This window comes from Paenibacillus sp. PSB04, from assembly GCF_025809195.1.
Classification (GTDB): Bacteria; Bacillota; Bacilli; order Paenibacillales; family Paenibacillaceae; genus Paenibacillus_AQ; species Paenibacillus_AQ favisporus.
Genome location: NZ_CP081301.1, coordinates 292951 through 317218, shown reverse-complemented (window position 1 = coordinate 317218; position 24268 = coordinate 292951). Strand labels below are relative to the sequence as shown.

24 protein-coding genes and 1 riboswitch are annotated in these 24268 nt (G+C 56.0%); of the genes, 17 read left to right on the top strand and 7 right to left on the bottom strand.

Annotation, left to right across the window (positions count from 1 at the left end; all coding sequences use genetic code 11):
* The first annotated feature begins 14 nt into the window (after nucleotides 1-14).
* On the top strand, nucleotides 15-647 hold the full coding sequence (locus K2F33_RS01665) for a YigZ family protein (protein WP_076173443.1): 633 nt from the start codon (nucleotides 15-17) through the stop codon (nucleotides 645-647).
* A gap of 5 nt (nucleotides 648-652) precedes the next feature.
* Entirely contained in the window at nucleotides 653-1237 is a 585-nt protein-coding gene (locus K2F33_RS01660) for a TetR/AcrR family transcriptional regulator (protein ID WP_076173442.1), read from the top strand.
* A 173-nt stretch (nucleotides 1238-1410) separates the two neighbouring features.
* On the opposite strand, the gene K2F33_RS01655 is transcribed toward K2F33_RS01660, so the two are convergent.
* Both K2F33_RS01655 and K2F33_RS01650 read right to left on the bottom strand, forming a co-directional pair.
* The gene (locus K2F33_RS01655) at nucleotides 1411-1812 is read right to left on the bottom strand and encodes a secondary thiamine-phosphate synthase enzyme YjbQ (protein ID WP_089545536.1); all 402 of its coding nucleotides are present in this window, start codon (nucleotides 1810-1812) and stop codon (nucleotides 1411-1413) included.
* A 126-nt stretch (nucleotides 1813-1938) separates the two neighbouring features.
* Nucleotides 1939-2484 (bottom strand): helix-turn-helix domain-containing protein, encoded by a 546-nt coding sequence (locus K2F33_RS01650; protein ID WP_089545537.1) that lies wholly within the window; start codon nucleotides 2482-2484, stop codon nucleotides 1939-1941.
* 299 nt (nucleotides 2485-2783) lie between these two features.
* Between K2F33_RS01650 and K2F33_RS01645 the strand changes: the two genes are divergently transcribed.
* The 7 genes from K2F33_RS01645 to K2F33_RS01615 all read left to right on the top strand — a co-directional run bounded on the left by K2F33_RS01645 (nucleotide 2784) and on the right by K2F33_RS01615 (nucleotide 9997).
* A complete protein-coding gene (locus tag K2F33_RS01645; RefSeq protein ID WP_263880853.1) occupies nucleotides 2784-3668 on the top strand; it encodes an MBL fold metallo-hydrolase in 885 nt (294 codons plus the stop codon).
* Nucleotides 3669-3704: 36 nt separating this feature from the next.
* The gene (locus K2F33_RS01640; protein ID WP_263880852.1) at nucleotides 3705-4703 is read left to right on the top strand and encodes an alpha/beta hydrolase; all 999 of its coding nucleotides are present in this window, start codon (nucleotides 3705-3707) and stop codon (nucleotides 4701-4703) included.
* Nucleotides 4704-4804: 101 nt separating this feature from the next.
* Nucleotides 4805-5716 (top strand): DMT family transporter, encoded by a 912-nt coding sequence (locus K2F33_RS01635; RefSeq protein ID WP_263880851.1) that lies wholly within the window; start codon nucleotides 4805-4807, stop codon nucleotides 5714-5716.
* Between the two features lie 323 nt (nucleotides 5717-6039).
* Nucleotides 6040-6855: a sulfate ABC transporter permease subunit CysT gene (cysT, locus tag K2F33_RS01630; RefSeq protein ID WP_076173436.1), complete on the top strand. Its 816-nt coding sequence runs from the start codon at nucleotides 6040-6042 to the stop codon at nucleotides 6853-6855.
* Nucleotides 6852-7649 carry a sulfate ABC transporter permease subunit gene (locus K2F33_RS01625; protein ID WP_089545541.1) on the top strand — a complete coding sequence of 266 codons (798 nt, stop codon included), beginning with the start codon at nucleotides 6852-6854 and terminating at the stop codon, nucleotides 7647-7649. Before cysT ends, K2F33_RS01625 begins: the two co-directional genes overlap by 4 nt.
* A gap of 1 nt (nucleotide 7650) precedes the next feature.
* The gene (locus K2F33_RS01620) at nucleotides 7651-8715 is read left to right on the top strand and encodes a sulfate/molybdate ABC transporter ATP-binding protein (RefSeq protein ID WP_076173434.1); all 1065 of its coding nucleotides are present in this window, start codon (nucleotides 7651-7653) and stop codon (nucleotides 8713-8715) included.
* 214 nt (nucleotides 8716-8929) lie between these two features.
* Entirely contained in the window at nucleotides 8930-9997 is a 1068-nt protein-coding gene (locus tag K2F33_RS01615) for a sulfate ABC transporter substrate-binding protein (protein ID WP_412973991.1), read from the top strand.
* 130 nt (nucleotides 9998-10127) lie between these two features.
* Here K2F33_RS01615 and K2F33_RS01610 read toward each other — a convergent pair whose 3' ends face one another.
* On the bottom strand, nucleotides 10128-11390 hold the full coding sequence (locus tag K2F33_RS01610; RefSeq protein WP_263880849.1) for an MFS transporter: 1263 nt from the start codon (nucleotides 11388-11390) through the stop codon (nucleotides 10128-10130).
* Between the two features lie 355 nt (nucleotides 11391-11745).
* On the opposite strand from K2F33_RS01610, the gene K2F33_RS01605 reads away from it, so the two are divergent.
* The 3 genes from K2F33_RS01605 (at nucleotide 11746) to K2F33_RS01595 (ending at nucleotide 15149) form a co-directional block, all read left to right on the top strand.
* Nucleotides 11746-12522, top strand: a complete 777-nt coding sequence (locus tag K2F33_RS01605) for an MBL fold metallo-hydrolase (protein WP_145946722.1) — start codon at nucleotides 11746-11748, stop codon at nucleotides 12520-12522.
* A gap of 29 nt (nucleotides 12523-12551) precedes the next feature.
* Nucleotides 12552-13499 (top strand): AraC family transcriptional regulator, encoded by a 948-nt coding sequence (locus K2F33_RS01600; RefSeq protein ID WP_318671878.1) that lies wholly within the window; start codon nucleotides 12552-12554, stop codon nucleotides 13497-13499.
* A 141-nt stretch (nucleotides 13500-13640) separates the two neighbouring features.
* Nucleotides 13641-15149 (top strand): alpha-glucosidase/alpha-galactosidase, encoded by a 1509-nt coding sequence (locus K2F33_RS01595; RefSeq protein ID WP_263880848.1) that lies wholly within the window; start codon nucleotides 13641-13643, stop codon nucleotides 15147-15149.
* 126 nt (nucleotides 15150-15275) lie between these two features.
* Here the strand turns inward: K2F33_RS01595 and K2F33_RS01590 are convergent, their stop codons facing one another.
* Nucleotides 15276-16073, bottom strand: a complete 798-nt coding sequence (locus tag K2F33_RS01590; RefSeq protein ID WP_076173429.1) for a Cof-type HAD-IIB family hydrolase — start codon at nucleotides 16071-16073, stop codon at nucleotides 15276-15278.
* A 671-nt stretch (nucleotides 16074-16744) separates the two neighbouring features.
* Nucleotides 16745-17647 (bottom strand): DMT family transporter, encoded by a 903-nt coding sequence (locus K2F33_RS01585; protein ID WP_076173428.1) that lies wholly within the window; start codon nucleotides 17645-17647, stop codon nucleotides 16745-16747.
* A gap of 175 nt (nucleotides 17648-17822) precedes the next feature.
* On the opposite strand from K2F33_RS01585, the gene K2F33_RS01580 reads away from it, so the two are divergent.
* On the top strand, nucleotides 17823-18083 hold the full coding sequence (locus K2F33_RS01580) for a YqkE family protein (protein WP_263880847.1): 261 nt from the start codon (nucleotides 17823-17825) through the stop codon (nucleotides 18081-18083).
* A 53-nt stretch (nucleotides 18084-18136) separates the two neighbouring features.
* On the opposite strand, the gene K2F33_RS01575 is transcribed toward K2F33_RS01580, so the two are convergent.
* Together K2F33_RS01575 and K2F33_RS01570 are read right to left on the bottom strand one after the other, a co-directional pair.
* On the bottom strand, nucleotides 18137-18601 hold the full coding sequence (locus K2F33_RS01575) for a GNAT family N-acetyltransferase (RefSeq protein ID WP_263880846.1): 465 nt from the start codon (nucleotides 18599-18601) through the stop codon (nucleotides 18137-18139).
* Between the two features lie 189 nt (nucleotides 18602-18790).
* Nucleotides 18791-19792, bottom strand: coding sequence for a lipoate--protein ligase (locus K2F33_RS01570; RefSeq protein ID WP_076173425.1), 1002 nt, complete (start codon nucleotides 19790-19792; stop codon nucleotides 18791-18793).
* A gap of 172 nt (nucleotides 19793-19964) precedes the next feature.
* Here K2F33_RS01570 and cobD point away from each other — a divergent pair, with 172 nt between their 5' ends.
* The 4 genes from cobD (at nucleotide 19965) to K2F33_RS01550 (ending at nucleotide 23759) form a co-directional block, all read left to right on the top strand.
* Nucleotides 19965-21059 carry a threonine-phosphate decarboxylase CobD gene (gene cobD, locus K2F33_RS01565; protein WP_263880845.1) on the top strand — a complete coding sequence of 365 codons (1095 nt, stop codon included), beginning with the start codon at nucleotides 19965-19967 and terminating at the stop codon, nucleotides 21057-21059.
* A gap of 158 nt (nucleotides 21060-21217) precedes the next feature.
* Entirely contained in the window at nucleotides 21218-21940 is a 723-nt protein-coding gene (locus tag K2F33_RS01560) for an adenosylcobinamide amidohydrolase (protein ID WP_263880844.1), read from the top strand.
* On the top strand, nucleotides 21937-22908 hold the full coding sequence (gene cbiB, locus K2F33_RS01555; protein ID WP_263880843.1) for an adenosylcobinamide-phosphate synthase CbiB: 972 nt from the start codon (nucleotides 21937-21939) through the stop codon (nucleotides 22906-22908). Before K2F33_RS01560 ends, cbiB begins: the two co-directional genes overlap by 4 nt.
* The gene (locus K2F33_RS01550; RefSeq protein WP_263880842.1) at nucleotides 22896-23759 is read left to right on the top strand and encodes a histidine phosphatase family protein; all 864 of its coding nucleotides are present in this window, start codon (nucleotides 22896-22898) and stop codon (nucleotides 23757-23759) included. Before cbiB ends, K2F33_RS01550 begins: the two co-directional genes overlap by 13 nt.
* A 283-nt stretch (nucleotides 23760-24042) precedes the next feature.
* A riboswitch (cobalamin riboswitch) is annotated at nucleotides 24043-24261 on the top strand.
* The last annotated feature ends 7 nt before the right edge of the window (nucleotides 24262-24268 follow it).

The window sequence follows — 24268 nt, the reverse complement described above, 5'->3', positions numbered from 1 at the left end:
GAAAGGGCATGAACATGATTGATCGCTATCGAACCGTCCGGGGGGCGGGATCCAAGGAAATTGTCATTAAGAAGTCCCGTTTTATCGGCCATGTGAAACCGGTGGACAGCGAAGATGATGCAAACGCTTTTATTGAAGAGATCAAGAAGCTGCACTGGAATGCCACGCATAACTGCTCCGCCTACATGATCGGGGAGAGGGATGAAATCCAGAAGCAGTCGGATGACGGGGAGCCGAGCGGAACGGCCGGCAAGCCGATTCTCGAGGTGATCCGCAATCAAGGGTTGAAAAATGTGGCGATCGTCGTGACCCGGTACTTCGGCGGCATCATGCTGGGGGCGGGAGGACTGATCCGGGCATACACGGACGGTGCTGTGGCGGCGATTGAAGCGGGGGAAGCGATTACGCGCGTGCTTCACCGCGAGATTTTTGTTGAAATCGACTATACCTGGCTGGGGAAGGTCGAGAACGAGCTCCGGGGCCGTGAGGTCCGAATGGGGGAAACGGTGTTTACGGATAAGGTGCGGCTGACGTGCCTGCCGGAAGACCGCGAAGCGGAGACGTTTATGTCGTGGATGGTGGATTTGACGCAGGGGCAATCCCTGATTACGGAGGGCGAAAAGCTTTATTTTATTGAAGGGGAATAAGGTCTATGGCAAGAAGAGCAGTGGAACAGGAGTTGTCGAGGGAGAGGATTCTGGAAGCGGCCAGGCATTTGTTTGTGACCAAGGGATACCGGGCCATTTCTATGCGCAGTATTGGTCAGCATTTAGGTTACAGTCATGGTTCCTTATACTATCATTTCAAGGAAAAGGCAGAATTGTTCTACGCCATCGTGGTTGAGGATTTCAACAATCTCGCTGTACAGCTGAATAAGGTGCTCAAGGTCGCTCCGACCCAGGACTTGACCAAGGTGGAACAGCTCATGCTGGAGTTCATCCGTTTCGGCCTGGACCATCCTTATCAGTATGAGATCATGTTCATGATCCGGGACGAAGAACTGCTGTCCTACTGCCGTTCTGAGCAGGGGCGCTGCTTCGAATTGTTTGCCTCCATGGTGCGCCGTTACATGAACGAGGAGGAGCACGGCCCCGATCATTGCCGCAATCTGCCGTTAACGTTATTTTTGTCCATGCACGGATTCATATCGTATTACATCCAGGATCGCGTGACTTTTGAGGAGATCAAACCCGCGGCCATCACGCATGTGAAGATATGCTGCCGCAGTCTGCGGTAATTTTTTTAGATACTTACTTTATAACGGTGAATTGGTATTGCGCCAACGTATAAATGCTGTGGCGAGTGTGAGCGCAGCTGAAAAAAATAAGGTGAAGGGGAGGGCATGCAGAAATGCCTCACACCCCGACACCTGTTTTGTCATGCGTGCTTTTGGGGATACGGCGGGCTTCCTTATCCCTCCATAATTTTTACATGGTATTGTCTGCGGCGCGGCCCGTCGAACTCGCAAAAATAAATCCCCTGCCAGCGTCCGAGCAGCAGCTCACCTTCCGTAATGATCACGGTCTGCGAAGGTCCGCAGGTGATCGACTTCAAATGGGAAGCCGTGTTGCCTTCAGCGTGGCGGTATTTTGGATGCTCCCACGGATACACCTCATCCAAACGCAGCAGCACATCATGCTTCACGTCCGGATCGGCGTTTTCATTAATGGCGATGCCGGCGGTCGTGTGCGGGCAGTAAATCAGCACCGTCCCCTCCTTGACCCCGCTTTGATGAACCAGCGAGATAATCTCGCGGGTAATATCCCTCATTTCGTCCCGTGACGCCGTACTTAATTCAAGGGTATGCAGCATGTCGTATGTCTCCTTTCCTAAAGTGTATTTTACCTAATATTGGACATGTTATAAGCCTATGATACAGCTGCTGCGCCCTAATCACAATGAACGGGCGGGCCTATTCCTCCAAAGGATAAAGTTAATCTAGAAAGAAGCTGGAGAGGGAACGGCAATCAGCAGCGTCTCCCCCTCGGCGATATTTTTGTAACTATGCGGCGTTCGGGCATCGTAATAAATGCTATCGCCTTCTTCGAGCGTGAACCGTTCATTTCCAAGGATGAACTCCAATCGTCCGGTATGGATATAAAGAAACTCTTCCCCTTCGGGATGGCCAACGCTGACGTCCCCTGATGTTGCGCCTTTTTCGAGAACTCCCCAAATCGGTCCCATCTTATTGCCGCTTCCATGACTGAGAGCATACCAAGTTATTCTGGAACCCTCGGAGTGAACGAGAGGTTTTCGTTCGTTTTTTCTGATGACGATGCTTCGTTTCTCCTCGCCAAACAGATCGGTAAAATTCACACCCAGAGCGTTTGCTATACGCTTGAGAACGCTTAGGGATGGATTCACTTTGTCGCGTTCGATTTCACTGAGAAAAGACAAAGAGATGGAGGCCATGGTGGAAACCTCTTTGAGCGTCAATTTTTGTTTTTTTCTCGTATTTCGAATGGTATCGCCGATTGAATTCATCTGAAGTCCCCCTCAACTGAAAATTTCGCTGTAAACGTAATTTTTACGTGTATCATATCGGATATTTGCAGTGGTATCAAGCACTTTGAAGCAGAGCGAATTACGCTGTAAAACCGTTGAAATATCAGGGTTTAAGAACTACTATTATATCAAGGTTGATGTGCAGTCTCATACCCGGGTATTTACGAATTCCTTCAACCATTTCCATATTGAGCGAAATTTTTGGGATGCTTTCAGATCCCATTATAATAGTTGTCTCGAACGATCTACGATTTAGAAAGAAAACCGGAGGATTTCAAATGAACAAAGTCTATCAAGTAGGCGACGCAACCGTAACCCGTGTCACGGAAATGACGCTGAGCGGCGTCCCGCCGGAAATTTATTTTGCGGGCTCGTGGGACCCGGCGTTTCTGGAAAAGAATCGGGATACCCTTCCCGCCGGCCTAATCGACGGGGATTCTCAGCTTGTCGTTAGTATTGGAACTTGGGTCGTGAAGACTCCGGACCATACGATCCTTATAGATACAGCCACGGGAAATGATAAAAATCTTCCGTATAATCCGGAATTGTCCAATCTAAAGCTGCCGTATCTTGATCGTCTCCTGGAGGCGGGGGTTACGCCGGAAGACGTGGACTATGTCCTGTTGACGCATTTGCATGTGGATCATGTCGGCTGGAATACAAGGCTTGCAGGCGGTAATTGGGTACCGACGTTCCCGAACGCCACCTATGTATTTCCGCTTTCGGAACAACAATATTACTCCAGCCCGGCCAGCCATAATAAAGAAAACGAACCTAACTTTAACGCATACGAAGAGAGCGTTTTGCCTGTCGTCGAAGCTGGACTGGTGAAGACAATTCCTCCAGAGGGGGGAGAGTTCCTCGATATGTTCAAATTTATTCCGACTCCCGGCCATAGCATCGGTCAAATGTCGATCAGCCTCACGTCCGGCGGAGAAGAAGCTTTGTTCGGTGCTGACGTGATGCACCATCCGTTTCAGGTATATCATCCCGAGTGGAATTCCATGTATTGCGAATTCACGGAACAAGCACGCGTTTCCCGGCGCAGGGTATTGGAGTATGTCGCGGATCGGCCCATCATTTATTTCAGTACCCATTTTCCGGGGAGTTCTGCGGGGTACGTGACTCGTGACGGCAACGGATTCAAATGGGAATTCATCTAATAAATTTACCTAATCACATTGAAAGGTGCTGACACCATGACGACAAACGATTTTAGGCACGATACACCGATTTTGACCGAAGACCACCGTATCCCCAGCGATACGTCCGGAATCGAACTTTATGTACGCAACAAACGTCCGGCTTCCATGAACACGTTCACGAACGAGAAAACGATTGTCATGGTTCACGGTGCCACATATCCGATTGGCAGTTTGTATGACGTTGAATTGGATGGTTTCACGTTCTTGGACTATTTGGCAAGCCATGGTTACGACGTGTATGCCGTGGATGTACGCGGCTACGGAGGTTCGACGAGACCCCCGGAGATGGAGCAGCCCGCTGACTCCAACCCTCCGCTGGTTCGCACGGAAACGGGAGTTCGAGACTTAGGCTCGGCGGTAGACTTCGTTTTAAAACAACGAAATTTATCGAAGGTCAACGTTCTGGGGATGTCCTGGGGCGGAACGGTTGCTGGGGCATATACGAGCCGAAACAACGATAAAGTAAATAAGCTTATTCTGGTCGCACCTCAGTGGCTGAGCACGAAACCGGTCCCTATCGATACCGGAGGTCCGCTCGGCTCCTATCGTCTCGTCCCGGTCGGAAGCACGAAGGAACGCTGGTTAAGCGCCGCCCCTGAAGATAAACGCAACGATTTGATTCCGGAAGGCTGGTTCGAACAATGGACCGAAGCAACGTTAGCTTCTGATCCGGGAAGCCAAAGCGTCCATCCGGGACATATCCGGGCGACCAATGGGCCGATTCTGGACATCCGTGAATACTGGACGGCTAACAGAGCTTTTTATGAGCCCAAGGAAATCACGGTGCCTGTCCTTCTTGTTCACGCGGAATGGGACATCGATGTGCCTCTTGATTTGGCGCAAAACTTTTTCACGTCACTGACCGGCGCCGTTTATCGCCGCTGGGTAGAGATTGGGGAAGGAACGCACATGGTGCTGCTGGAGAAGAACAGGATGCAGGCTTTCCAAGCGATCCGCAGTTTCCTGGACGAATCGTACATCCCGGCGAAATAACCCGGGTGCAGTGCCCGAAGTTTCATATGCCTAAAACGAGGCCTGCGGCATGCTGCCGCAGGCTTTTTTCGTACCCACTTTTTTGAAAGAAGGCGAATCGTTTGCGATCCTATCTGCTTCTATTGTTTTGCGCATCACTCTACGGTAGCAACTTTGTACTGGGCTCGCTTTTGCTGCAAGCATTTCCAGCGCTGCATCTATCGGCCTATCGACTTGCCGTCTCCTCGATGTTCCTGCTCGTTTATTTGATTGTGACCCGCCGATGGGTGCGGGTTTCGCTGCGGGATGCCGTGTACTTCATACCGTATGCTCTAGTGGGGATGCTGCTGCATCAAGTCACCTTCTTTACGGGGCTGTGCACGGTCGATGCGACGACGGCTTCATTGATATTATCGTTATCACCGATTTGTACTGCGCTGTTTGCCCGCTTGTTTCTAAAGGAACCGTTTACGCTTCGGATGACGATGGGGTCGGTCGTCGCCTTTGCCGGTGTCTTTTTCGTTGTGGTAAATGGCGCTGGTTTTATGCTTCGCATCTCGTCCGGGATTGGATGGATGCTGATTTGCATGCTGGCATTTTCAGGGTCTGTCGTTCTCATGAAAAAGCTGACAGAGCGCATCGAACCGCTTGTGGCAACGGCTTACTCTACGATGCTGGGCTTTATTGCGGTACTCCCGGTATCGATCTGGATCGAACCGCATGCTGAGATTCGTCCACACTATGTATGGTGGCTTGTCTTAATTGGGTCCGCGCTGCTTATCCAAGGATTATGCGCCGTCGTCTGGAACGCTCAAATTCACCAGGTAGGTGCCGCGACCGCGTCCCTGTTTCTGAATTTACAGCCATTTGTTGCGATGGTGTCAGGCTACTTCATTCTAGGTACGCCGATCAGCTACATACAAGTTGCGGGATCGGTGTTGATTATTTGCGGCGTCATCCTGGCAACCTTCCAAAGACGTTCGAAAAGAACTGCGCATGCCGATCAACTCCATATGTCCGTGGTGAAGCGATAACAGAGTGGAGTGCTGGGAGTTCCATCGCCGACGGTCTCGATGAGGCAAAGGATCATCACGGTTAGACCTTGACTTTGCCCCGAAACGGGCCGAATGTTCTGGACTGAAAAATGCAGGGCCTGCACTCGTGCAGGCTCTTTTCTTTGCAGCGTAAACGGAGACTGGAAATAAATCTATTTTTGTATTGACGGTGTGAGACAGTTTTTGGTAAAGTACTGATAAGCAAAAACCAAGTAGTCAAATAGGAATAATTTAATCTATAATGGAAATCATCAATCGTCAAGCGCCGACCGGGCCGATTCCCGGAGGCAGGGAGGGGTCAAGTGAATACACTGCTGCGACATAAAGGCTGGACCTGGGGTTTTCGAAGCACCGTTCTTCTTTATTTTGTACTGCTGGTCGTGCTCCCTTTGCTGGGAGTGTATTACCATTCGTTCTCGCTGGGATGGAGCGCTTTTGCCGAAAGCGTGAAAGACCCGATCGCGTGGAAATCCGTGCTCCTTACGCTGAAATTGGCCCTTGTGGCCACGATGATTAACGTTCTGATCGGTACGATGATCGGCTGGGTGATCGTCCGCTACCGTTTTCCGGGCAGATCGCTGCTGAACAGTCTGGTGGATCTCCCGTTTGCCCTGCCGACCGCGGTCGGGGGCCTCATGATTCTGCTTCTGCTCGGACCGGGCAGTCTGATCGGCGGAGCCGCCGAAGCGCTCGGCTTTGAAATCGTGTTCCATCAACCGGCGATCGTCATCGCCATGGTGTTCGTCACGTTTCCTTTCGTCATCCGCGCGGTGCAGCCGCTGCTGGAGGAAATCGATCCTTCCGAGGAGGAGGCGGCGCGGACGCTGGGCGCTTCGGGAACCAAAATCTTTTTCCAAGTCGTGCTGCCGTCCATGCTGCCGGGTATGCTCAGCGGAGGAATGCTGGCCTTTTCCCGGGCGCTGGCGGAGTTTGGGGCCGTCGTGCTCGTGGCCGGCAACATCCCGGGCCGGACGCTGATCGCCTCCGTGTTTATTTACGGGGAGGTTGAGAGCGACAATACTGCCGGGGCCGCCGCCGTGTCGATTCTGCTGCTGACGCTGTCTTTTGTCATACTCTGGGTCGTGAATTTTGTGCAGACGAAGGGGAAGAGAGCATGAAGAAACTGTGGATTACGCTGACATACCTGGTCTTTTTCCTGCTGCTGATCGCTCCCCTCGGCAAAATGGTCATGGGTGCCTTCGAAGGTGGTTTGAGCGGTCTGGGCGATGCCCTGGCAAGGCCTGAGGCGCTGCACGCCCTGATGATGACCGGGCTCATCGTCGTCACTGTGACGGTGCTGAACACGCTGCTCGGCATGATGATGGCTATCTATCTCGTTCGCGGCAGCTGGATGAGCGGCGGGCTCCGGCGGTTTCTGAACAGCATCGTCGACCTGCCGTATGCGGTATCCCCCGTGATTGGGGGGCTGATGATCGTGCTCCTGCTGGGGCCGGGAAGCGCGGTGGGGACTTTTTTCGAAGATATTGGCTTTAAAATCGTGTACGCCTTTCCGGGGATGGTCATTGCTACGCTGTTCGTCACTTTTCCGCTCATGGTGCGCGAGGTGATGCCGGTGCTGCAGGAGATCGGGGCTCAGCAGGAAGAAGCCGCCTCGACGCTGGGGGCTTACGGTTGGACGACGTTCTGGAAAGTAACGTGGCCGTCGATCCGCTGGGCGGTTATTTACGGCATCGTGCTGACGGTGGCGCGCTCGCTGGGCGAGTTCGGAGCGGTGCTCGTCGTATCGGGTAATATCATTAACAGGACCCAAACGGCAACGACGCTGGTATACCAGGACGTGGAAAATTTCAATGTTATTTCGGCCAACAGCGTTGCGCTGGTTCTGGCTGCTTTTTCGGTAAGTCTGCTCCTCCTGATGGAATGGGCCAAAAAAAGAAGGGAAGTGCGCTGATATGCATGTGGAAGTTCGCGGATTGAACAAGCATTTTGGTGATTTTCATGCCGTAAAGGATGTGCATTTTGGGATTGAAAAGGGCCACCTGATCGGTCTGCTCGGGCCGAGCGGCGGCGGCAAAACATCGATTCTGCGAATGCTTGCGGGGCTGGAGACGCCGGACAGCGGGGAAATCCGTTTCCACGGAGAGCTGGTCAACGCGCTTCCGCCGCAGGAGCGGGGCATCGGCTTTGTGTTTCAGAACTACGCGCTGTTTAAGCATATGACGGTGTTCGACAATATTGCTTTTGGCCTGAAAGTGAAGAAAACGCCGAAGTCGCAGATCAAGGACCGGGTTATGGAGCTGGTCGAGCTGACCGGGCTGGCGGGTTTTGAGAAGCGTTATCCGCAGCAGCTCTCCGGCGGGCAGCGTCAGCGGGTCGCCTTTGCCCGGGCGCTCGCGCCGGAACCGCAGCTGTTGCTGCTGGATGAGCCGTTTGCGGCGATCGACGCCAAAATCCGGCAGGAGCTCCGCTCCTGGCTCAGGGAGCTGATCGAGCGGGTGGGTATCACATCGATCTTCGTGACGCATGACCAGGACGAGGCGATCGAGGTAGCCGACGAAATTATGATCATTAATCAGGGACGCCTGGAGCAAAAGGGCACCCCGTGGGATATTTACAAGGAGCCGAAGACGCCGTTCGTCGCGACCTTTATCGGGGAGTCCACTGTGGTGGAGAATGCGCGTGAGCTGAAAGGCTTCGAGGAAGCTGCCGGGGGCAGCGGCACCCGGGCGCTCATCCGGCCGGAGTACATTGAAGTCGGCGGGCCCGACGAATTCCGGGTGCTGTCTGCAACGGAGGAAGGCATCGTGCGCCATCTGCACTTCCGAGGGAGCGAGTGGATGGTGGAAGTCGAAGTCGGCAGCCACAAGCTGATGACGTACCGCTCGCTGGAGAAGGATACGCTGCAGCCGGGTCAGCCGGTACGGGTGCTGGTGCACCGCGCGTACCTGTTCAACGACGAGCGTAGCTGGATCGAAGAAAACCGGCTTAAGGTCGACCCGATGCCGGTCATTATTTAAAGGGATCGGAGTATCGCTCATTTGAAACCTTATATTGGTCCTCTGAAAATACTTACTCTTAGCACGGATACTTCCGTAATTTAGAGATGACACAGCCATACCGCTTCTGTGAAGATCATCGGTATTACGATTCCAGCCTGCCCTCCGGCAGGCTGATGCGGCAAACACGGCAAGTTTCAGCCTAAAGGAGTGGCAGACGATGCGAAAGCAGACGATGCAAAATCACGATAGAAAGCCGGCACTCCGCCCGGGTCTTCTCGGCGCTCTGCTGCTGGCCTGCATTCTCGTCTTTACCGGCTGCAGCAAAGATGCTCCGGTGAATGGCACCGTATCAGCAGCGGGCGGCGACGTCACCCTGGTGATCGGCGCGTACAGCGTGGCGAAGGATGCGATGGCCGACATCCTGCCGAAGTTTCAGCAGGAGTGGAAGGAGAAGACCGGGCAGACGGTCAAATTCCAGGAGTCCTATGAGGCGTCGGGAACCCAGGCGCGGGCGATTGCCGGCGGCTTTGAGGCCGACGTCACGCTGCTCGCGATGGAGGGAGACGTCGATAAGCTCGTCAGCGCGGGGCTCATCGATAAGGACTGGAAGACGAAACATCCGGATCAAGGCATGGTCACCCGGTCCATCGTCGTGCTGGGCACGCGGGAAGGGAACCCGCTGGGGATCAAGGATTTTCAGGACCTGACCAAGCCGGGGGTCAAAGTGCTGTACCCCAACCCGAAGACTTCGGGCGGGGCGCAGTGGGACATCAATGCGATTTACGGCGCAGGTCTGAAAGCTTCGGAGCAGCAGGGTCACAAGGATCCGGCCGCAGCCAAAGCCTTCCTGAAGAAGGTCCACAAGAACGTGGAGTCGCTCGACAAGAGCGGCCGGGCGTCTATGGCGGCGTTCGAGTACGGCGTGGGCGACGTCATCGTCACGTACGAGAATGAGCTCCTGGCGCGCATCCAGCAGGGCGTCAAATACGACGTCGTCATCCCGGAGAACACGATTCTGATCGAGAATCCGGCCGCCGTCGTGGACGCTTTTGCCAAGAAGCACGGCACCACCAAGGTGGCCGAAGCGTTCGTGAAGTATCTGTGGAGCAAGGAAGCACAGGAAATCTTCGCCGCACACGGCTTCCGGCCCGTCGACGGCGAGGTGCTGAAGGCCAACGCTTCCAAGTACCCGGTGCCGAAAGGGCTGTTCGATATCAACTACCTCGGCGGATGGGATGAGGTGCGCAGCACGCTCTACTCTAAACGGGGCGTGTGGTACCAGGTGCTGGCGGGGATTTGAGTGGCAGAAATCGGAGCAGGGTTTAAGCAGGCGACCGCTTGGCGGGGGCCTGCTTTTTTGTGCTTGGCGGCAAGATTGGCCAGCAGGTGGACGAAAGTGCACTCCCTACCCTGCAAAAAAAGCCCGGCCATCAGCCGGGCATTTCGACGTTCATCTCCTCTTGCTGGTGCCTGCGGCTGAGCGAAGGCAGGACGGCGAGGTAATAGACGCTGACGATAAAGATGCTGGCCGCCAGGATCCAGTACAGTGCGGTGACGGATACCAGGCCGGGGAAGGCGACGGCCAGAAATCCGAGCGCGATCGCCTGGCCGGTCGTGTTGAGCGGCTCGATCCAGGCACTGACGCGGCCCATGCTTTGGGGCTCGACGAGCTCCGGCAGCCATCCGCCCAGCACAACGTTGATCGGAGCGAGGATCACACCGAGCAGCACCATCGTGCCCAAGTACAGCTGAATGTGGTGGAAACCGCCGGCGACCAGCGTAATGATGCCGATGAGGAACAATCCGGTGATCAGCACGCCGACTTTACCGATCTTTTTGATAAGCAGGGTGCTGATTGCGCTGCCGACCAGGTAGCCGATTCCGAGGAATACCATGACCAAAGGTGTGTACACCTCGTAGTGCTCCGGACTAAGCTTGTATTTCATCGTAAAGAGGGGCAGAATCGAAAACACGCCGTTGACGATGCCGAAGAAGAAAAAGCCGAGAATAATCGCCAGCAGCAGGCGCGAACGGACGATGTATTGAAAGCCCATGCCGAAGTCGGCGGCGATGCTTTTCAGATTCAGGTCTTTCAAGCGTACTTTGCCGTTGGGCTGGGAGACATGCTGCGGGAAACGGCATGACATGAGAAGCAGGGCGGAGATGACGAAGCTGGCCATGTCGATCAGAATGGCGCCTTCAATGCCGAGGTAATAGTAAGCTGCCGATCCGAGGCTCATGCCGAAGAGCATGAATACGCCCGAGATGGACATGTTCAGGCTGGACGCCTGCACGTACTGTTCGGGTTTCATGACCCCCTGGAGCAGGCTCATTTCGGCGGGTGCAAAAAACTTCGAGATGGCGCTGCGCAGAAATAGAAGGGCAAACGCCCCGACGATCCAGTTTTCATAAATCGCGAGCAGCAGGACCAGGGAGAGGACCGCGCGGATCCAGTCGCTGTTGACGGCGATGCGTTTGCGGTCGAGTCGGTCGGCAAGCACGCCGACGAACAGGAACACGACCAGCGTCGGCAGAGAATACATCAGCTCGGCTAACGTGGCGTAAGCGGGCTGGCTGCTGAAGCGGTCGACGAGATAAAAGGCGAAAGCCATGCTGCCAACCATTGACCCAAGCTGGGACGCGAAGTTGGCCAAAAACATTTTAACGAATGTGGCATTGCGGAAAAGTTCCATGCGGGTGACCTCGTTTCTTCTAAATTTTACGGTACAAATATGGCGAACTTGAGTGGTTGATGGACTTCTCCCAGGCACCGGGCACCCGCATCATGCGGTTCATCCGATCATCTGTGTCCGGCTTGCGCCGGTCAGGGGCAGTTTTAACAGCGGTGCCTGATGCGTCCGTCGTTCGCAGCTTTGATCTCAGTGTACTCGAATAAGCGGCCGGCATAAATCGCCGCTGGTATGATTTTGTAGTCGGTCTCTGGACCGAGAACTCTCGGAAAGGCGAATATGGTAAGATAGCTGTAACGAACCAGGAATATAACCACCACCCTACATACATAGGAAAAATAAGGAGATGACCGACGCAATGGACGCATTGATCTTTTTGGGAACCGGGGACGCGATGGGCGTCCCGCGCGTGTACTGCAGCTGCGAGGTGTGCGAGGAGGCCCGGACGACGGGGATGAACCGGCGCTTGCGTTCTTCCGTGCTCGTCCAGGGGCAGGGGGAGACCGACAGCTTTCTTATCGATTGCGGCCCGGATTGGCGCAGCCAGATGGAAGCGATCGGGCAGCGGGCGACGGCGCGGATGCTGGTGACGCACGCGCATTTTGACCATATCGGCGGGCTGCCGGAGTGGGCGGATGAATGCCGCTGGCGGCAGGCCAAAGGGGAGCTGTATGCCCCGCAGGAGGTGCTGGACCAAATTCAGCGGCAGTTTCCGTGGATCCATCGGCAGCTTCAAATGATTCCCGCTGATGCTGGAATCGAGCTTGGCGGCTGGAACATTACCACGTGGAAGGTGACGCATGGGGCGAACGGTTATGCCTATGCATACCGGCTGGAGAAGCCGGGCTTCCGCTGGGTGTACTGCTCGGACTCGATCGGTCTGAACGAGGAGGAGAAACGGCCACTGCACGGCCTGGATCTGCTGGTGCTCGGGACGAGCTTTTTTCATGAGACGGCGCCTTATCCCACCCGGTCCGTGTACGATATGAAGGAAGCGGCAGAGCTGCTGCAGGAGGTGAAGCCGCTGAGAACGGTCTACACCCATATGTCGCATGATATCGACCTGAACCGGTCTTATCCGCTCCCTCCGCAGGTGACGCTAGCCGTGGCCGGAATGAAGGTTGAGCTGGGCTGACCGTTAAGGGAAAAAGGAGGTTCGTATCCATGGCAAACGTCAGCGGATGGAATGACAGCGAATTGGACGGATGGGAACCCGGCGGATTATTTCCCGAACAGCTGATGCTGGCGGACTGCCGTCCGGAGGTGAGCGCCTACTATTTTAAAGAGTGGAACGGGTTTGACATGGCGCTGCATACCCATGACTCCTCCGAAATCATGTATGTCATAGACGGGAACTGCTCAGTCGGGGTGAAGCCGTTTGGCGAAAACGAAGCGGTCGTGCATTTGACCAAGGGCGGCTTTATCCTGCTGGACGGAACCGTTCCCCATCGTCTGCTGGTGACGGGGCGCTGCCGGATGCTCAACATCGAATTCCGCTTTGTTGAGCGGGATGGGGTGCTGCCGTCGACGAAACAGCTTGCCGAGGGAGAGGAGGCACTGGCGGCGCTGTTCCAGAACCCGGCTCCCTATGTCGTGCTTAGGGAGTTTCATGACGTGCATCAGCTGCTGAAAAATCTTGTTCTGGAGCTGGACGCCGCCGAATCCGGACAGGAGCTGATGCCGCAGCTGATGCTCGCCGAGCTGCTGATCCGGATTGCCCGGCTGCATCAGGAATACGTGGAGGCCGGTCCCGATACGCAGAGCATGTACGTGCGGCAGTGCATCGAGTACCTGTATCAGAACTACGATCGCAGCATCCAGGTTAAAGACGCCGCCGAGCATGTCCGGCTTCACCCCGGGTATTTGCAGCGGGTATTCAAGCAGAAGACAGGCATGTCGATCATGGAATACCTGAACGCCTACCGGATGGATAAAACGGCGATGCTCCTGCGGCAGACGGAAATTCCTGTGGCGGATATCGCGGATTATGTAGGGATCGGCAGCCGTCAGTATTTGCATCTGATGTTCAAAAAGCATACCGGCCAGACACCGGTCGAATACCGGAAGGCTTCCCGGATCGCAGGGTACGTGGATTCCCGTGACGTGCATTAATCCGAATCTAAAAAGTGAGAATTGTTGACACTTTTCCGGCAAAGAGGTCATGAATTTGATAACGTTTTCCCAGTAAGGGTTGCTACAATACCTGTATCAGGTTGAACCTGGCGACTATTCTTGAGGGAGGCGGTTTTTGCCGTGTCATTTAAAATTACTTTTATCGGGGCGGGAAGCATTGGCTTTACCCGTGGACTGCTGCGCGACCTGTTGTCCGTTCCGGAATTTCATAACGTGGAAGTTGCTTTTACGGACATCAATCCGCACAACCTGGACATGGTAACCGAGCTGTGCCAGCGGGACATTCGGGAGAACGGGCTGGACATTAACATTCACGCGACAACGAACCGCCGCGAGGCGCTGAAGGATGCCAAATACGTCATCTGTACGATCCGCGTTGGCGGCTTGGAGGCGTTCGCGACGGATGTGGACATTCCGCTGAAATACGGCGTCGATCAATGCGTGGGCGACACGCTGTGCGCAGGTGGCATCATGTACGGACAGCGCGGCATCGCCGAGATGCTGAACATCTGCAAGGACATCCGCGAAATGGCGTCCAAGGACGTGCTGCTGCTGAACTACGCCAATCCGATGGCGATGCTCACGTGGGCCTGCAACAAGTACGGCGGGGTCCGCACGGTCGGACTGTGCCATGGGGTGCAGGGCGGTCACTGGCAAATTGCGGAAGCTTTTGGCCTGAAGCAGGAGGAAGTGGATATCATCTGCGCGGGCATCAACCATCAGACGTGGTATATCCAGATTCGCCATAATGGGGAGGACCTGACCGGCAAGCTGCTGGAAGCGTTCGAGAAGCATCCGGATTTCAGCCGGACGGAAAAGGTACGGATCGACATGCTGCGCCGCTTCGGCTATTACAGCACGGAATCGAACGGGCATCTCAGCGAGTATGTTCCGTGGTACCGCAAGCGGGCGGACGAAATCAACGACTGGATCGACCGCGGCAGCTGGATCAACGGGGAGACCGGAGGATACCTTCGAGTCTGCACGGAAGGGCGCAACTGGTTTGAGACCGATTTTCCCAACTGGATGAAGGAGAAGCCCTTCGAATACAAGCAGGACCAGCGCAGCCATGAGCACGGATCCTACATCATCGAAGGCTTGGAGACGGGACGGGTGTACCGGGGGCATTTCAACGTGGTCAACAACGGAGTGATCACCAATCTGCCGGATGACGCGATCATCGAGGCTCCGGGATACGTCGACCGCAACGGTATCTCCATGCCGGTGGTCGGGGATCTGCCGCTCGGACCGGCGGCGGTCTGCAATGCGAGCATTTCCGTGCAGCGGCTGGCGGTGGAAGCGGCCGTACACGGCGACGACAAGCTGCTCCGCCAGGCGTTCATGATGGACCCGCTGGTCGGCGCGGTGTGCAATCCGAACGAAATTTGGCAGATGGTCGACGAAATGCTCGTGGCACAGGAACAGTGGCTGCCGCAATACGAGGATGCCATCGCCGAGGCGTCGGTACGGCTGGCTTCCGGTAACCTGATTCCGACCCGGGAAGGATACCGCGGCGCGGCACGCCTCAAGGTGAAGACCGTGGAGGAAATGCAGCAGGACCGGGAAGCCGCCAACAAAAACGCTGGCGAGTCGGATAAAGGCAAGGACCGGGCCAAAGCGGTTCAGTAAACGGTAAACCAGCAGCCGGGAAATATTAGTCGGCAAACAAAAAGACAGCTAGCGAACAGGGATCGATGATCCTGATTCGCGGCTGTCTTTTTGGGTTGAACTTTAAGGTGGATCTCTCCTGGCGAATTAAACGTTCAGCACGAACTTCTCGATCGCGGCCTTCACGCCTTCATCGTTGTTGCTTAGCGTTACGTAGTTCGCAATGTCTTTCAGCGCCGGGATGGCGTTGCCCATCGCAATGCCCAGGCCTGCCGCTTCCAGCATCTCATGATCGTTCCAGGAATCGCCGATGGCGATCGTCTCGGACATGTCGCAGCCAAAGTGGCTGGCGAGGAAGGTGAGGGCATGGCCTTTGGTGCCTTCGCGGTGCATGATTTCGAGGAAGTGCGGCTTCGATTTGGTGATGTGCACTTCGTCTCCCAGCAGGTCGCGCAGAATCGGGATCAGCTGATCCAGGTAGGCCGGATCGTCGATGATGAGCATTTTCGGCGTTTTCTGGGCGATCAGCTTTTCAAAATCCGGCTCGATATAGTAAGGCGTGCGGTTCAGCTCGCTGTAATCCTTCAGCTTCTGGTTTTCTTCACGGGCGTAAAGCTTGTCGTCGATATAAACCTGCAGGTGAAGGTTATGCTCGATGCAGTATTGGAACAGCTTGTAGCCCGCATCCTTTGGCACGTAGCGCTCGTAAAGCACTTTTTCGTCCATCAGGTTTTTGACCAGCGCCCCTTGGTACGTAATGATCGGCACGTTCAGCCCGGTTTGGCGCGCAATGGCTTGGGCAGAGGCATAGGCCCGGCCCGTGGCCAGCGTGACGACTACGTCTTTGGCGACCGCCTGCTCCAGTGCCTGCTGGGTGCCCGGGGTCACCTCTTTATCGTCGTTAATCAGAGTATCGTCGATGTCGATCGCGATCAATTTGTACATGATTCTCTCTCCTTTAATCATGGCGAACCTCTCCGCCTATAAGGGCGCTGAAATGCTCGTCCATGTTCTCTCTACCGCAGGATGGGTATTTCTCTAAACATTCCTGCACAGTATGGCTCTTATCTAGATAATAGAATCTATCGTTTTCAGCGAAGCTGAAGCATTCTATTATCGCAAGAAAAGTTTCCACTAAAAGCGGTCTGGCTTCTGTGGATTACATCGATCATACTTTTCTTTAGAGATCAGAAAGTCCAACCTCTATGGGGAAAGCGCCTTGATCTCGCAAGAAAAGATTCCACTAAAAGCGGTCTGTCTTCTGTGGATTACATCGATCATACTTTTCTTTAGAGATCAGAAAGTCCAACCTCTATGGGGAAAGCGCCTTGATCTCGCAAGAAAAGATTCCACTAAAAGCGGTCTGTCTTCTGTGGATTACATCGATCATACTTTTCTTTAGAGATCAGAAAGTCCAACCTCTATGGGGAAAGCGCCTTGATCTCGCAAGAAAAGATTCCACTAAAAGTGGTCTGTCTTCTGTGGATTGCATCGATCATGCTTTTCTTTAGAGATCAGAAAGTCCAACCTTTATTGGGAAAAGCATCTTGATCTCGCAAGAAAAGATTCCACTAAAAGCGGTCTGTCTTCTGTGGATTACATCGATCATACTTTTCTTATTGTACCTCACGCGGGGCAGATTTCAATTCCGCGAGGATCATTCCGGCAAAAATACAAATACATCCCAGTCCCGCCGCAGCGCCCAGCACCTCTCCGCCGAAGGTGACGCCCGTTAATGCCGCAAAGACCGGTTCCATGGCAAAAATGACGGCCACCCGCGACGGGTTCGTATATTTCTGGCACACGGTCTGGATCCAAAAGGCGAACGCGCTGGTCGGACCGATCGACACCAGGAGCGCCCAGATCACTTCCGGCTTCAGCAGACGATCCGCCACCTGCGTCAGGGGGCCCACATCCTCAAATAACAACGAGGAGAGGAGGCTGAGCAGCCCGACAACCGCCATCTGCATTGCAGCCAGGGGCAGCGCGGAATAGCGCGGCGCAAACACACCCGTATACGCCACATGCAGAGCGAACGCCACCGCGCACAGGAAGATGAGAAAGTCGCCTTTGTTCAGCGTAAGGGCGGTGCCGGCGAAAGCCAGCAGGTACAAGCCGGCGGCGGCCAGCAGCGCGCTGATCCACGTATAGCGGGAAATGGGACTTTTCAGCAGCAGGAGTGCCAAAAACGGAACAAACACGACGGACAAGCCGGTAATAAAACCGGCGTTCGAAGTGGTCGTGTACAGCAGTCCCACCGTCTGAAAGGCATAGCCCAGAAACAAAAAAAGGCCCAGCAGGCACGAGTGGAGCAGCATTTTGCCGGAAATATCCCGCCACTGGCTGCGGTAGAAAAACGTAATGATCAGAGCCAGCAGCACCGCCGCACCCAAGAAGCGGATGCCGTTGAAGGCAAGGGGAGGCAGGACCCGGACCGCATGCTGAACGATCAAAAAGGTACATCCCCACATCATCGCCACGATGAGCAGGCTGAGGTCGGCAATACGGGAGCGGTTCAAATGAAGTCATTCCTTTCACGGTTCGTACGATCGGCCTGTGCAAAACAGGCAAGCGACCAAATTGTAACGTAAAACCCGAGGGAGAACAAGGATCAAAAAGGCACGAAGGGCGGGTTCAGGGCATGACGGAGCCTGGGAAACCTGCTATAATGTGGGTGGAAACGGAGATGATACGATGGCTAAGAAGAACCGAAACCAAGCCCCGAGCAAGCCGCAAGTCTCGGATAAACCGGCGACGCTGAAGGATCTCCTGAGCAGCGATGTGCTGGATAAGCTGAAGCAGCAGTCCAACGAGCTGAAGGCGGAGCAGCAGAAGCAGAAGGAAGAGCAGGAGAGACAAGCGGCCGAAGCGCGCAAAGCGGAACAGAAGCGCCTGGATAACGATTTTGAACATCTGCTGGAGAACAGCAGCATGGACTGGCGTAAATATAAATGAGAAAATGATAACTATTAGAAAAGCTGCCGGTTAGCGGCAGCTTTTTTGTATGCTTATTTTTCACTGTCCATATTCAGCTTCTTTTCGAATAAGATGTAATCTTGCCCGGGACCTGCATAGTCTTTGGCCACCGTCAGCTTAAAGCCCATGCGGGCGTGAAATTTCATGGACGTTTCGTTCACAGCCGAGGTAATGCAGCGCACCGTATCGCAGCCGAGCTGAAGAACTTTTTCGAAAAACAGCTCATACAGCGTCCGGGCCGTACCCTGCTTGCGATAATCCGGATGGACGCCGACAAAATGGATATACGCCTCGTTCGGATGCGTCTGGGACTGGAAACCGATCAGGAAGGCGACAAGCTTTCCACTCTCCTTTTCCTCCATCACAAAACTGGTATTTTGAAAATGCTCGAAAAACAGCTTCGGCAGCAGATGCGTCATTTGGCGCCCGCCCCACCAGTCGTTGACGACCGGGATCACGCGTTCATAGTCGGTTTCAAGGTTCGGCCTGATTTCCATGGAAAACTCTTACCTCCGTTCAATAGCAGCCTGAGCGGTGAGCGAAACGGCAACCTTCTGCAAGCTTTTGCAGCCGATTATACCATAGGATGAGAGGGTTGGAGCGATAAAAAAGAGAGGTCCATGGAATTCATGGGGCCTCTCTTTGCTGTATGTCACTACTACAATAAGGACGATTTCCGGAGCTGACTATTCTTCCAAAAAGATCAGACCGATCAGGTCGTCCATCACGATGTTGCCAAAATAGTGCTTCACGTCGATGTCCGCGAGGGCTTCCCGGACTTCGGACTCTTCGTAACGCTTGCCGCGCAGACGGTCCTCAATATCCGCCACATCGCCGACACCGAAAAAGTCGCCGTATATTTTAATATCCTGAATCCGCGCGTCCTTGATATCCATCCGGATGTCGATGATGCCGACCGGGAACCGCTTCGTATGCTTGACGTTGGACTGCGGAGACTGCCCGTAATTCCATTCCCAGTTCTGGTACCGGTCCTTGGAAATTTGGTTGATGATCTCCCAATCGGCTTCCGTCAGCTTGTACTGCGGCACTTCGTTTGGTTCCATGCCGAAAATGTAGCGGAGCAGCTCGGAGCGGAATTCCTCGATCGTCATCTTCTGATTCATCAGCTCACTGATGTTAGCAACGCGGCTGCGTACGGACTTGGTGCTCTTCGACTTGAATTTCTCCGGATTGGCGTTCAGGGAAGCCTGAACATCGTCCAGATTCAGGTTAAACATGAGCGTGCCATGGCTGAACATCCGGCCCCGGGTTGAGAATTGGGCGTTACCTGAAATCTTTTGCTCGCCGACCTGCAGGTCATTGCGTCCGCTCAGCTCCGCGTTGACACCCATATGGTGCAGCGCGTCGATGACCGGCTGGGTAAACTTCAGGAAATTGTGGAACGATTCCCCGTCGTCTTTGGTAATGAAGCTGAAGTTGAGGTTGCCGAGGTCGTGGTACACCGCACCGCCGCCGGAGAGCCGGCGAACGACCTTGATATTGTTGTCTTTCACGTATTCCTGGTTGATCTCCTCGATCGTGTTCTGATGTTTACCGATGATGATCGAAGGACGGTTAATGTAAAACAGCAGGTAGCTGTCGTCCATGGGCAGATGTTTGAGGGCGAATTCTTCAATCGCCAGATTGACGGCAGGGTCGGTAATTCCCTGGTTATCGATAAACAGCATATTTGATTCCTCCGTTAAAAGGCCTTAATTAATTCGGTTCCTTGTCTATTGTAAACCAATTGCGGACAAGAAACAAAAGCGAAAACCGAATTGACGTGCAGCGAAATTTGGCGCCATAATGGGGTCATTCGCAAGCGATTTAAGACAGTGAACTGCTGGGGGGAAAATACATATGCTGGAACGTTATGGACATGGCGGGGATCTGGAGAGCGCGTCGGAACTGTACGGCGGCGATCCGGCGTCCTTTCTGGATTTCAGCGCCAACATCAATCCGCTGGGTCCGCCGGAAGGCGTCATGGCGAAGCTGGGACAGGCGCTGCCTTCTATCCTTCGTTATCCGGATCCGGGACACCGCCGTTTGAAATCGCTGCTGTCCCGCAAACTGGGCGTGGCGCCGGAACATTTAAGCATCGGCAACGGGGCGGCGGAATCGATGGCGCTCCTGCTGCTCGGGCTGGCGCCGTCGAGGGTCGGGATCGTGCAGCCCTGCTTTTCGGAGTACCGGCAGCTGTCGGAGCAGTTCGGCGCCGAGGTGCATGCCGTCTTCGGCAGCCGGGAGCGCGACTGGAGAGCTGAGGTTTCTGACATTGCCGGACTGATGAAAAAGGTGGACCTGCTCTTTCTGGGGCAGCCGAACAATCCGAACGGTGTGCAATATCCGCTCGAAGAGATTCGGGAATTGGCGGCCGAGGCGGAGCGGACGCGGACCTATTTCGTTGTCGATGAGGCATTCATCGACTTCATCCCGGAAGGGAAGCGGATGACGCTGCTACCGGAGCTGGAGTGGTTTCCGCGGACGATCCTGGTCCGCTCGATGACGAAGTTTTATGCCATTCCGGGGCTGCGGCTGGGCTATGCGGCCGCGCATCCGGACGTGATCCGGGCGATGACGGGCAAGCAGGTGACGTGGAGCGTCAACGGCTTGGCCCTGCTCGCCGGGGAATTCTGCCTCGAGGGCGGCGAGGCGCATGAGCGCGAGACGCTGGAGCTGATCGCCGCAGAGCGCGCCCGGCTGACGGCGGGTCTGCGGGATATGGGCTGCCGCGTGAGCGGCGGCGAAGCCAATTTCCTGCTCGCGGAGCTGCCGGCACCGTGGAGTGCCGGGGAGCTGCAGCGCGAGCTCGGGCTTCGCGGCGTCCTGATCCGCAGCTGCGCCATGTACCCGGGTCTGGGGCCGGGACATGTCCGGTTTGCGGTGAAGGGAGCGGATGCCAACGCGCGGCTGCTGGCGGTGCTGGGCGACGTGCTCGCCAGCCGGGCGGAATGATCTGCGCTGATCTGCACGAAAGGACAGGCTGTGCAGGCCCAAGACGCAGGGCTGGTACGGCTGCTATGCCGGTAGGCGTTGGCGCGGGATGTGCACACTTTGCGGACCGGATTTTGGAGTCCGCATAAACACAAGATCGATATGGGGGATAAGAAGCGATGACGACACCATTTATGGACGGATTGCAGGATACGTACCGTTCCACCGTATGGCCGGGGCTCGTGCTGACGCGGAAAGAGCGGCATTTGCTGCTTGAGGCGCCGGAGCTGCTGGACTGCCTCGGAAGCTCTATTCACGGAGGCGGCATGAGCAGACTGCAGCGGGTGACGAATATGTATGTAGACCGGACGTACGACTGCAGCGACCCGGTCCGCGATACAGAGGAATGGCTCACGGCGTGGGGATACCCGCTGGAGACGACGGCGGGGCTGCTGACGGCGGTCCAGCTGCGGCATGCGGCGGTGCATGAGGAGAAGAACGAGCAGGCCGCGGTGTTCTGCTGTACGACGGCCGGCGTATCCAATGCGGCCCGTGCCGGCTCGGAGCGGCGGACGTTCGCGGCCTATACGCCGGGAACGATCAACATCATGCTGGCCATCGACGGCCAGTTGACGAAGGCGGCCATGCTGAATGCCGCCATGACGGCGGTGGAGGCCAAGGCCGCGGCGCTGGCCGATCTTGACGTGCGCGACCCGGACAATGGGCTGATCGCCACGGGGACGACGACGGACGCCGTCGTTCTCGGCGTCAGCCAAAGCGCCGCTTACGCCGGGCTTCACCGCTATGCAGGCACCGCGACCGACCTCGGTGCGATGATTGGACGCGCGGTGTACGCCACGGTGAAGGAAGGCCTGCTGGCGGCCTGGAGCGAGCGGAAATGACCGCAATATGGATCCTTGCCGCGGCTTTTATCATCGATTGGATCATCGGGGATCCGAGGTGGATTCCCCATCCGGTCATCGGCATTGGCAAAGCGATCAAAAAGGTGGAGAACGCCATTCGGGCAAGGGTCACCAGTCCGTCAGGGCTTAAGAGAGCGGGGATACTGCTCCCGGTCATCGTGGCGGGCGGCTCCCTGCTGCTGACATGGCTTGTGCTCTGGGGGCTGCATCAGGTGCATCCGTGGCTGGCCTGGGCGGTGGAGGCGCTGCTGATCGCCACGACGATCGCCGTCAAAGGGCTGAAGGATGCCGGCAAGGAAGTGCTTGGCCATCTGCGGCGCGGCGATCTGCCGGAGGCGCGCAAGTCGCTCGGCATGATCGTCGGCCGGGACACGGCCCACTTGGACGAGCCGGAGATCGTCCGCGGCACGGTCGAAACGGTGGCGGAAAATATCGTCGACGCCGTCGTCTCGCCGCTGTTCTACGCCATCATCGGCGGCGCGCCGCTGGCGATGGCCTACCGGGCGGTGAACACGCTCGATTCCATGGTCGGCTACAAGAACGACAAATATTTGCATCTTGGCTGGGCGTCGGCGAGGCTGGATGACATCGCCAACTTCATTCCCGCCCGGATCACCGCGGGCATCCTGGTGCTGTCCGCCTGGCTGCTGCGTCTGGACGCCGCCAGAACCTGGCGCACCGTGCGCCGGGACGCGCGACGGCATCCGAGCCCGAACAGCGGCTTTCCCGAATCCGCGGTGGCGGGCGCCCTCGGCATCCGGCTCGGCGGCGAAAACGTGTACCACGGCGTCGCCTCGTTCCGGGCTTACATGGGCGAGGCGCTGCGCCCGATGGAGGCACGCGACATCACGATGACGATCCGGCTGCTCATCTCGGTATCGGTCATCTTTATTCTGCTGGGCATCGCCGTGCTGTGGGCGGCAGGGGGCAGCTTATGGACGTCCTAGTGAAACGGGTCGATCTGCTGCTGGTCCGGCACGGCACGACGCGGTGGAACCGGGAGAAGCGTTACCTCGGGCATACGGATATCCCGCTGGATCCGGGCAGCAGAGTCGAGCTTGCGCCGCTGGCCCGGGAGCTGACCGGGAAGGCGTTCCACGGCGTATACTGCAGCGACCTGGCCCGATGCCGGGAGACACTGGCGATCATCAGTCCGGCGCACGCAGATACTGCGATGTATGACCCGCGGCTGCGGGAAATGGACTTTGGCGCCTGGGAAGGGCATACCTATGAACAGCTGCAGCACGAGTTCCTTTACCGGCAGTGGATCGATTCGCCGCAGCAGGTGACCCCGCCGGGCGGGGAGTCATGGGCGGATTTTGCAGGGAGGATCGACGGGTTTATCGGCAGCTTGTTGAAGGACGTGGAAGGGGTATGCAGAAGACCGGCAGAGGCCCAGACCGGCGGCGGGGCGGTCCTTTCCCGGTCGAAAGGGATGAAGATTGGCGGGTCGGAACTTTCCCGATTGCAAAGGATCGAGACCGGTAAGGCGGTATTGCCCGGATCGCAAGAGAACGAGACTGGTGAGGCGGCACTGCCCGGATCGAAAGGAATCGGTGACAGGAAGGCGGCTCTTTCCCGATCGCAAGGACCGGAAGACACCGGCCCCGATTCTCAGGTTCCGCCGGAAATGCTTATCGTCGCCCACGGCGGCGCTCTGCGGCAGCTCGCGGTCCGCCTCGTCCCGGGGCTGTCCTTCTGGGACGTTCACGTTCAGCCCGGGAGTTTGCTGCGGATCCGGCTGAGCTTCACTGAAGAAACCGGCGGTTGGGACGGCATGCTGGTGAATGAAGCTTGAGAGAGGATGCGAACGAGGTAATGGTCGTCATCGACCGGTCCGAGCTTTTCTGCACTCCGGCAATGGGAAGCGGCGAAAGGGCTCAGGCCGCCGGCATACAAGGACTTGCTTCCCGAATCGTCCGTTCCCCCGAGTTTGGCCATGCTCTCGGGCCCGCGTCCGGACATGCCCCCGGGCACGCGACCGGATATGTATCCCGGCAAATGCCGGACACAAAAATTCCATTGTCACCCGCAGGCTTTTCCCCTATAATCAGGACAAAAGAAGCATGGCCAGGATAATTGAATAGGAGTGCTTGTGAGGTCCCGGAAGCTGTCTGCCGTATAAGGCGAGCGTTGATCCGGGTGAAAAGGGAAGCCGGTGCAACTCCGGCACGGTCCCGCCACTGTAAACAGGTATGTTCCCAGGAAGCCACTGTCCCGCAGCAACACGGGATGGGAAGGCGGGGACGATTTTACCCAGCCTGTAAGTCAGGAGACCTGCCTCACGAGAGGAAATGACGGTCCTTC

What these genes read in the sequence shown, in the direction of transcription:
- K2F33_RS01550 (WP_263880842.1), top strand. Translation starts at nt 22,896, where the DNA reads ATGGACGTCCTAGTGAAACGGGTCGATCTGCTGCTGGTCCGGCACGGC.
- K2F33_RS01600 (WP_318671878.1), top strand. Translation starts at nt 12,552, where the DNA reads ATGGCAAACGTCAGCGGATGGAATGACAGCGAATTGGACGGATGGGAA.
- K2F33_RS01660 (WP_076173442.1), top strand. Translation starts at nt 653, where the DNA reads ATGGCAAGAAGAGCAGTGGAACAGGAGTTGTCGAGGGAGAGGATTCTG.
- K2F33_RS01620 (WP_076173434.1), top strand. Translation starts at nt 7,651, where the DNA reads ATGCATGTGGAAGTTCGCGGATTGAACAAGCATTTTGGTGATTTTCAT.
- K2F33_RS01655 (WP_089545536.1), bottom strand. Translation starts at nt 1,812, where the DNA reads ATGCTGCATACCCTTGAATTAAGTACGGCGTCACGGGACGAAATGAGG.
- cbiB (WP_263880843.1), top strand. Translation starts at nt 21,937, where the DNA reads ATGACCGCAATATGGATCCTTGCCGCGGCTTTTATCATCGATTGGATC.
- K2F33_RS01615 (WP_412973991.1), top strand. Translation starts at nt 8,930, where the DNA reads ATGCAAAATCACGATAGAAAGCCGGCACTCCGCCCGGGTCTTCTCGGC.
- K2F33_RS01560 (WP_263880844.1), top strand. Translation starts at nt 21,218, where the DNA reads ATGACGACACCATTTATGGACGGATTGCAGGATACGTACCGTTCCACC.
- K2F33_RS01610 (WP_263880849.1), bottom strand. Translation starts at nt 11,390, where the DNA reads ATGGAACTTTTCCGCAATGCCACATTCGTTAAAATGTTTTTGGCCAAC.
- K2F33_RS01645 (WP_263880853.1), top strand. Translation starts at nt 2,784, where the DNA reads ATGAACAAAGTCTATCAAGTAGGCGACGCAACCGTAACCCGTGTCACG.
- K2F33_RS01605 (WP_145946722.1), top strand. Translation starts at nt 11,746, where the DNA reads ATGGACGCATTGATCTTTTTGGGAACCGGGGACGCGATGGGCGTCCCG.
- K2F33_RS01570 (WP_076173425.1), bottom strand. Translation starts at nt 19,792, where the DNA reads ATGCTGTTTATCGATAACCAGGGAATTACCGACCCTGCCGTCAATCTG.
- K2F33_RS01590 (WP_076173429.1), bottom strand. Translation starts at nt 16,073, where the DNA reads ATGTACAAATTGATCGCGATCGACATCGACGATACTCTGATTAACGAC.
- K2F33_RS01575 (WP_263880846.1), bottom strand. Translation starts at nt 18,601, where the DNA reads ATGGAAATCAGGCCGAACCTTGAAACCGACTATGAACGCGTGATCCCG.
- K2F33_RS01625 (WP_089545541.1), top strand. Translation starts at nt 6,852, where the DNA reads ATGAAGAAACTGTGGATTACGCTGACATACCTGGTCTTTTTCCTGCTG.
- K2F33_RS01665 (WP_076173443.1), top strand. Translation starts at nt 15, where the DNA reads ATGATTGATCGCTATCGAACCGTCCGGGGGGCGGGATCCAAGGAAATT.
- K2F33_RS01640 (WP_263880852.1), top strand. Translation starts at nt 3,705, where the DNA reads ATGACGACAAACGATTTTAGGCACGATACACCGATTTTGACCGAAGAC.
- K2F33_RS01580 (WP_263880847.1), top strand. Translation starts at nt 17,823, where the DNA reads ATGGCTAAGAAGAACCGAAACCAAGCCCCGAGCAAGCCGCAAGTCTCG.
- K2F33_RS01650 (WP_089545537.1), bottom strand. Translation starts at nt 2,484, where the DNA reads ATGAATTCAATCGGCGATACCATTCGAAATACGAGAAAAAAACAAAAA.
- cobD (WP_263880845.1), top strand. Translation starts at nt 19,965, where the DNA reads ATGCTGGAACGTTATGGACATGGCGGGGATCTGGAGAGCGCGTCGGAA.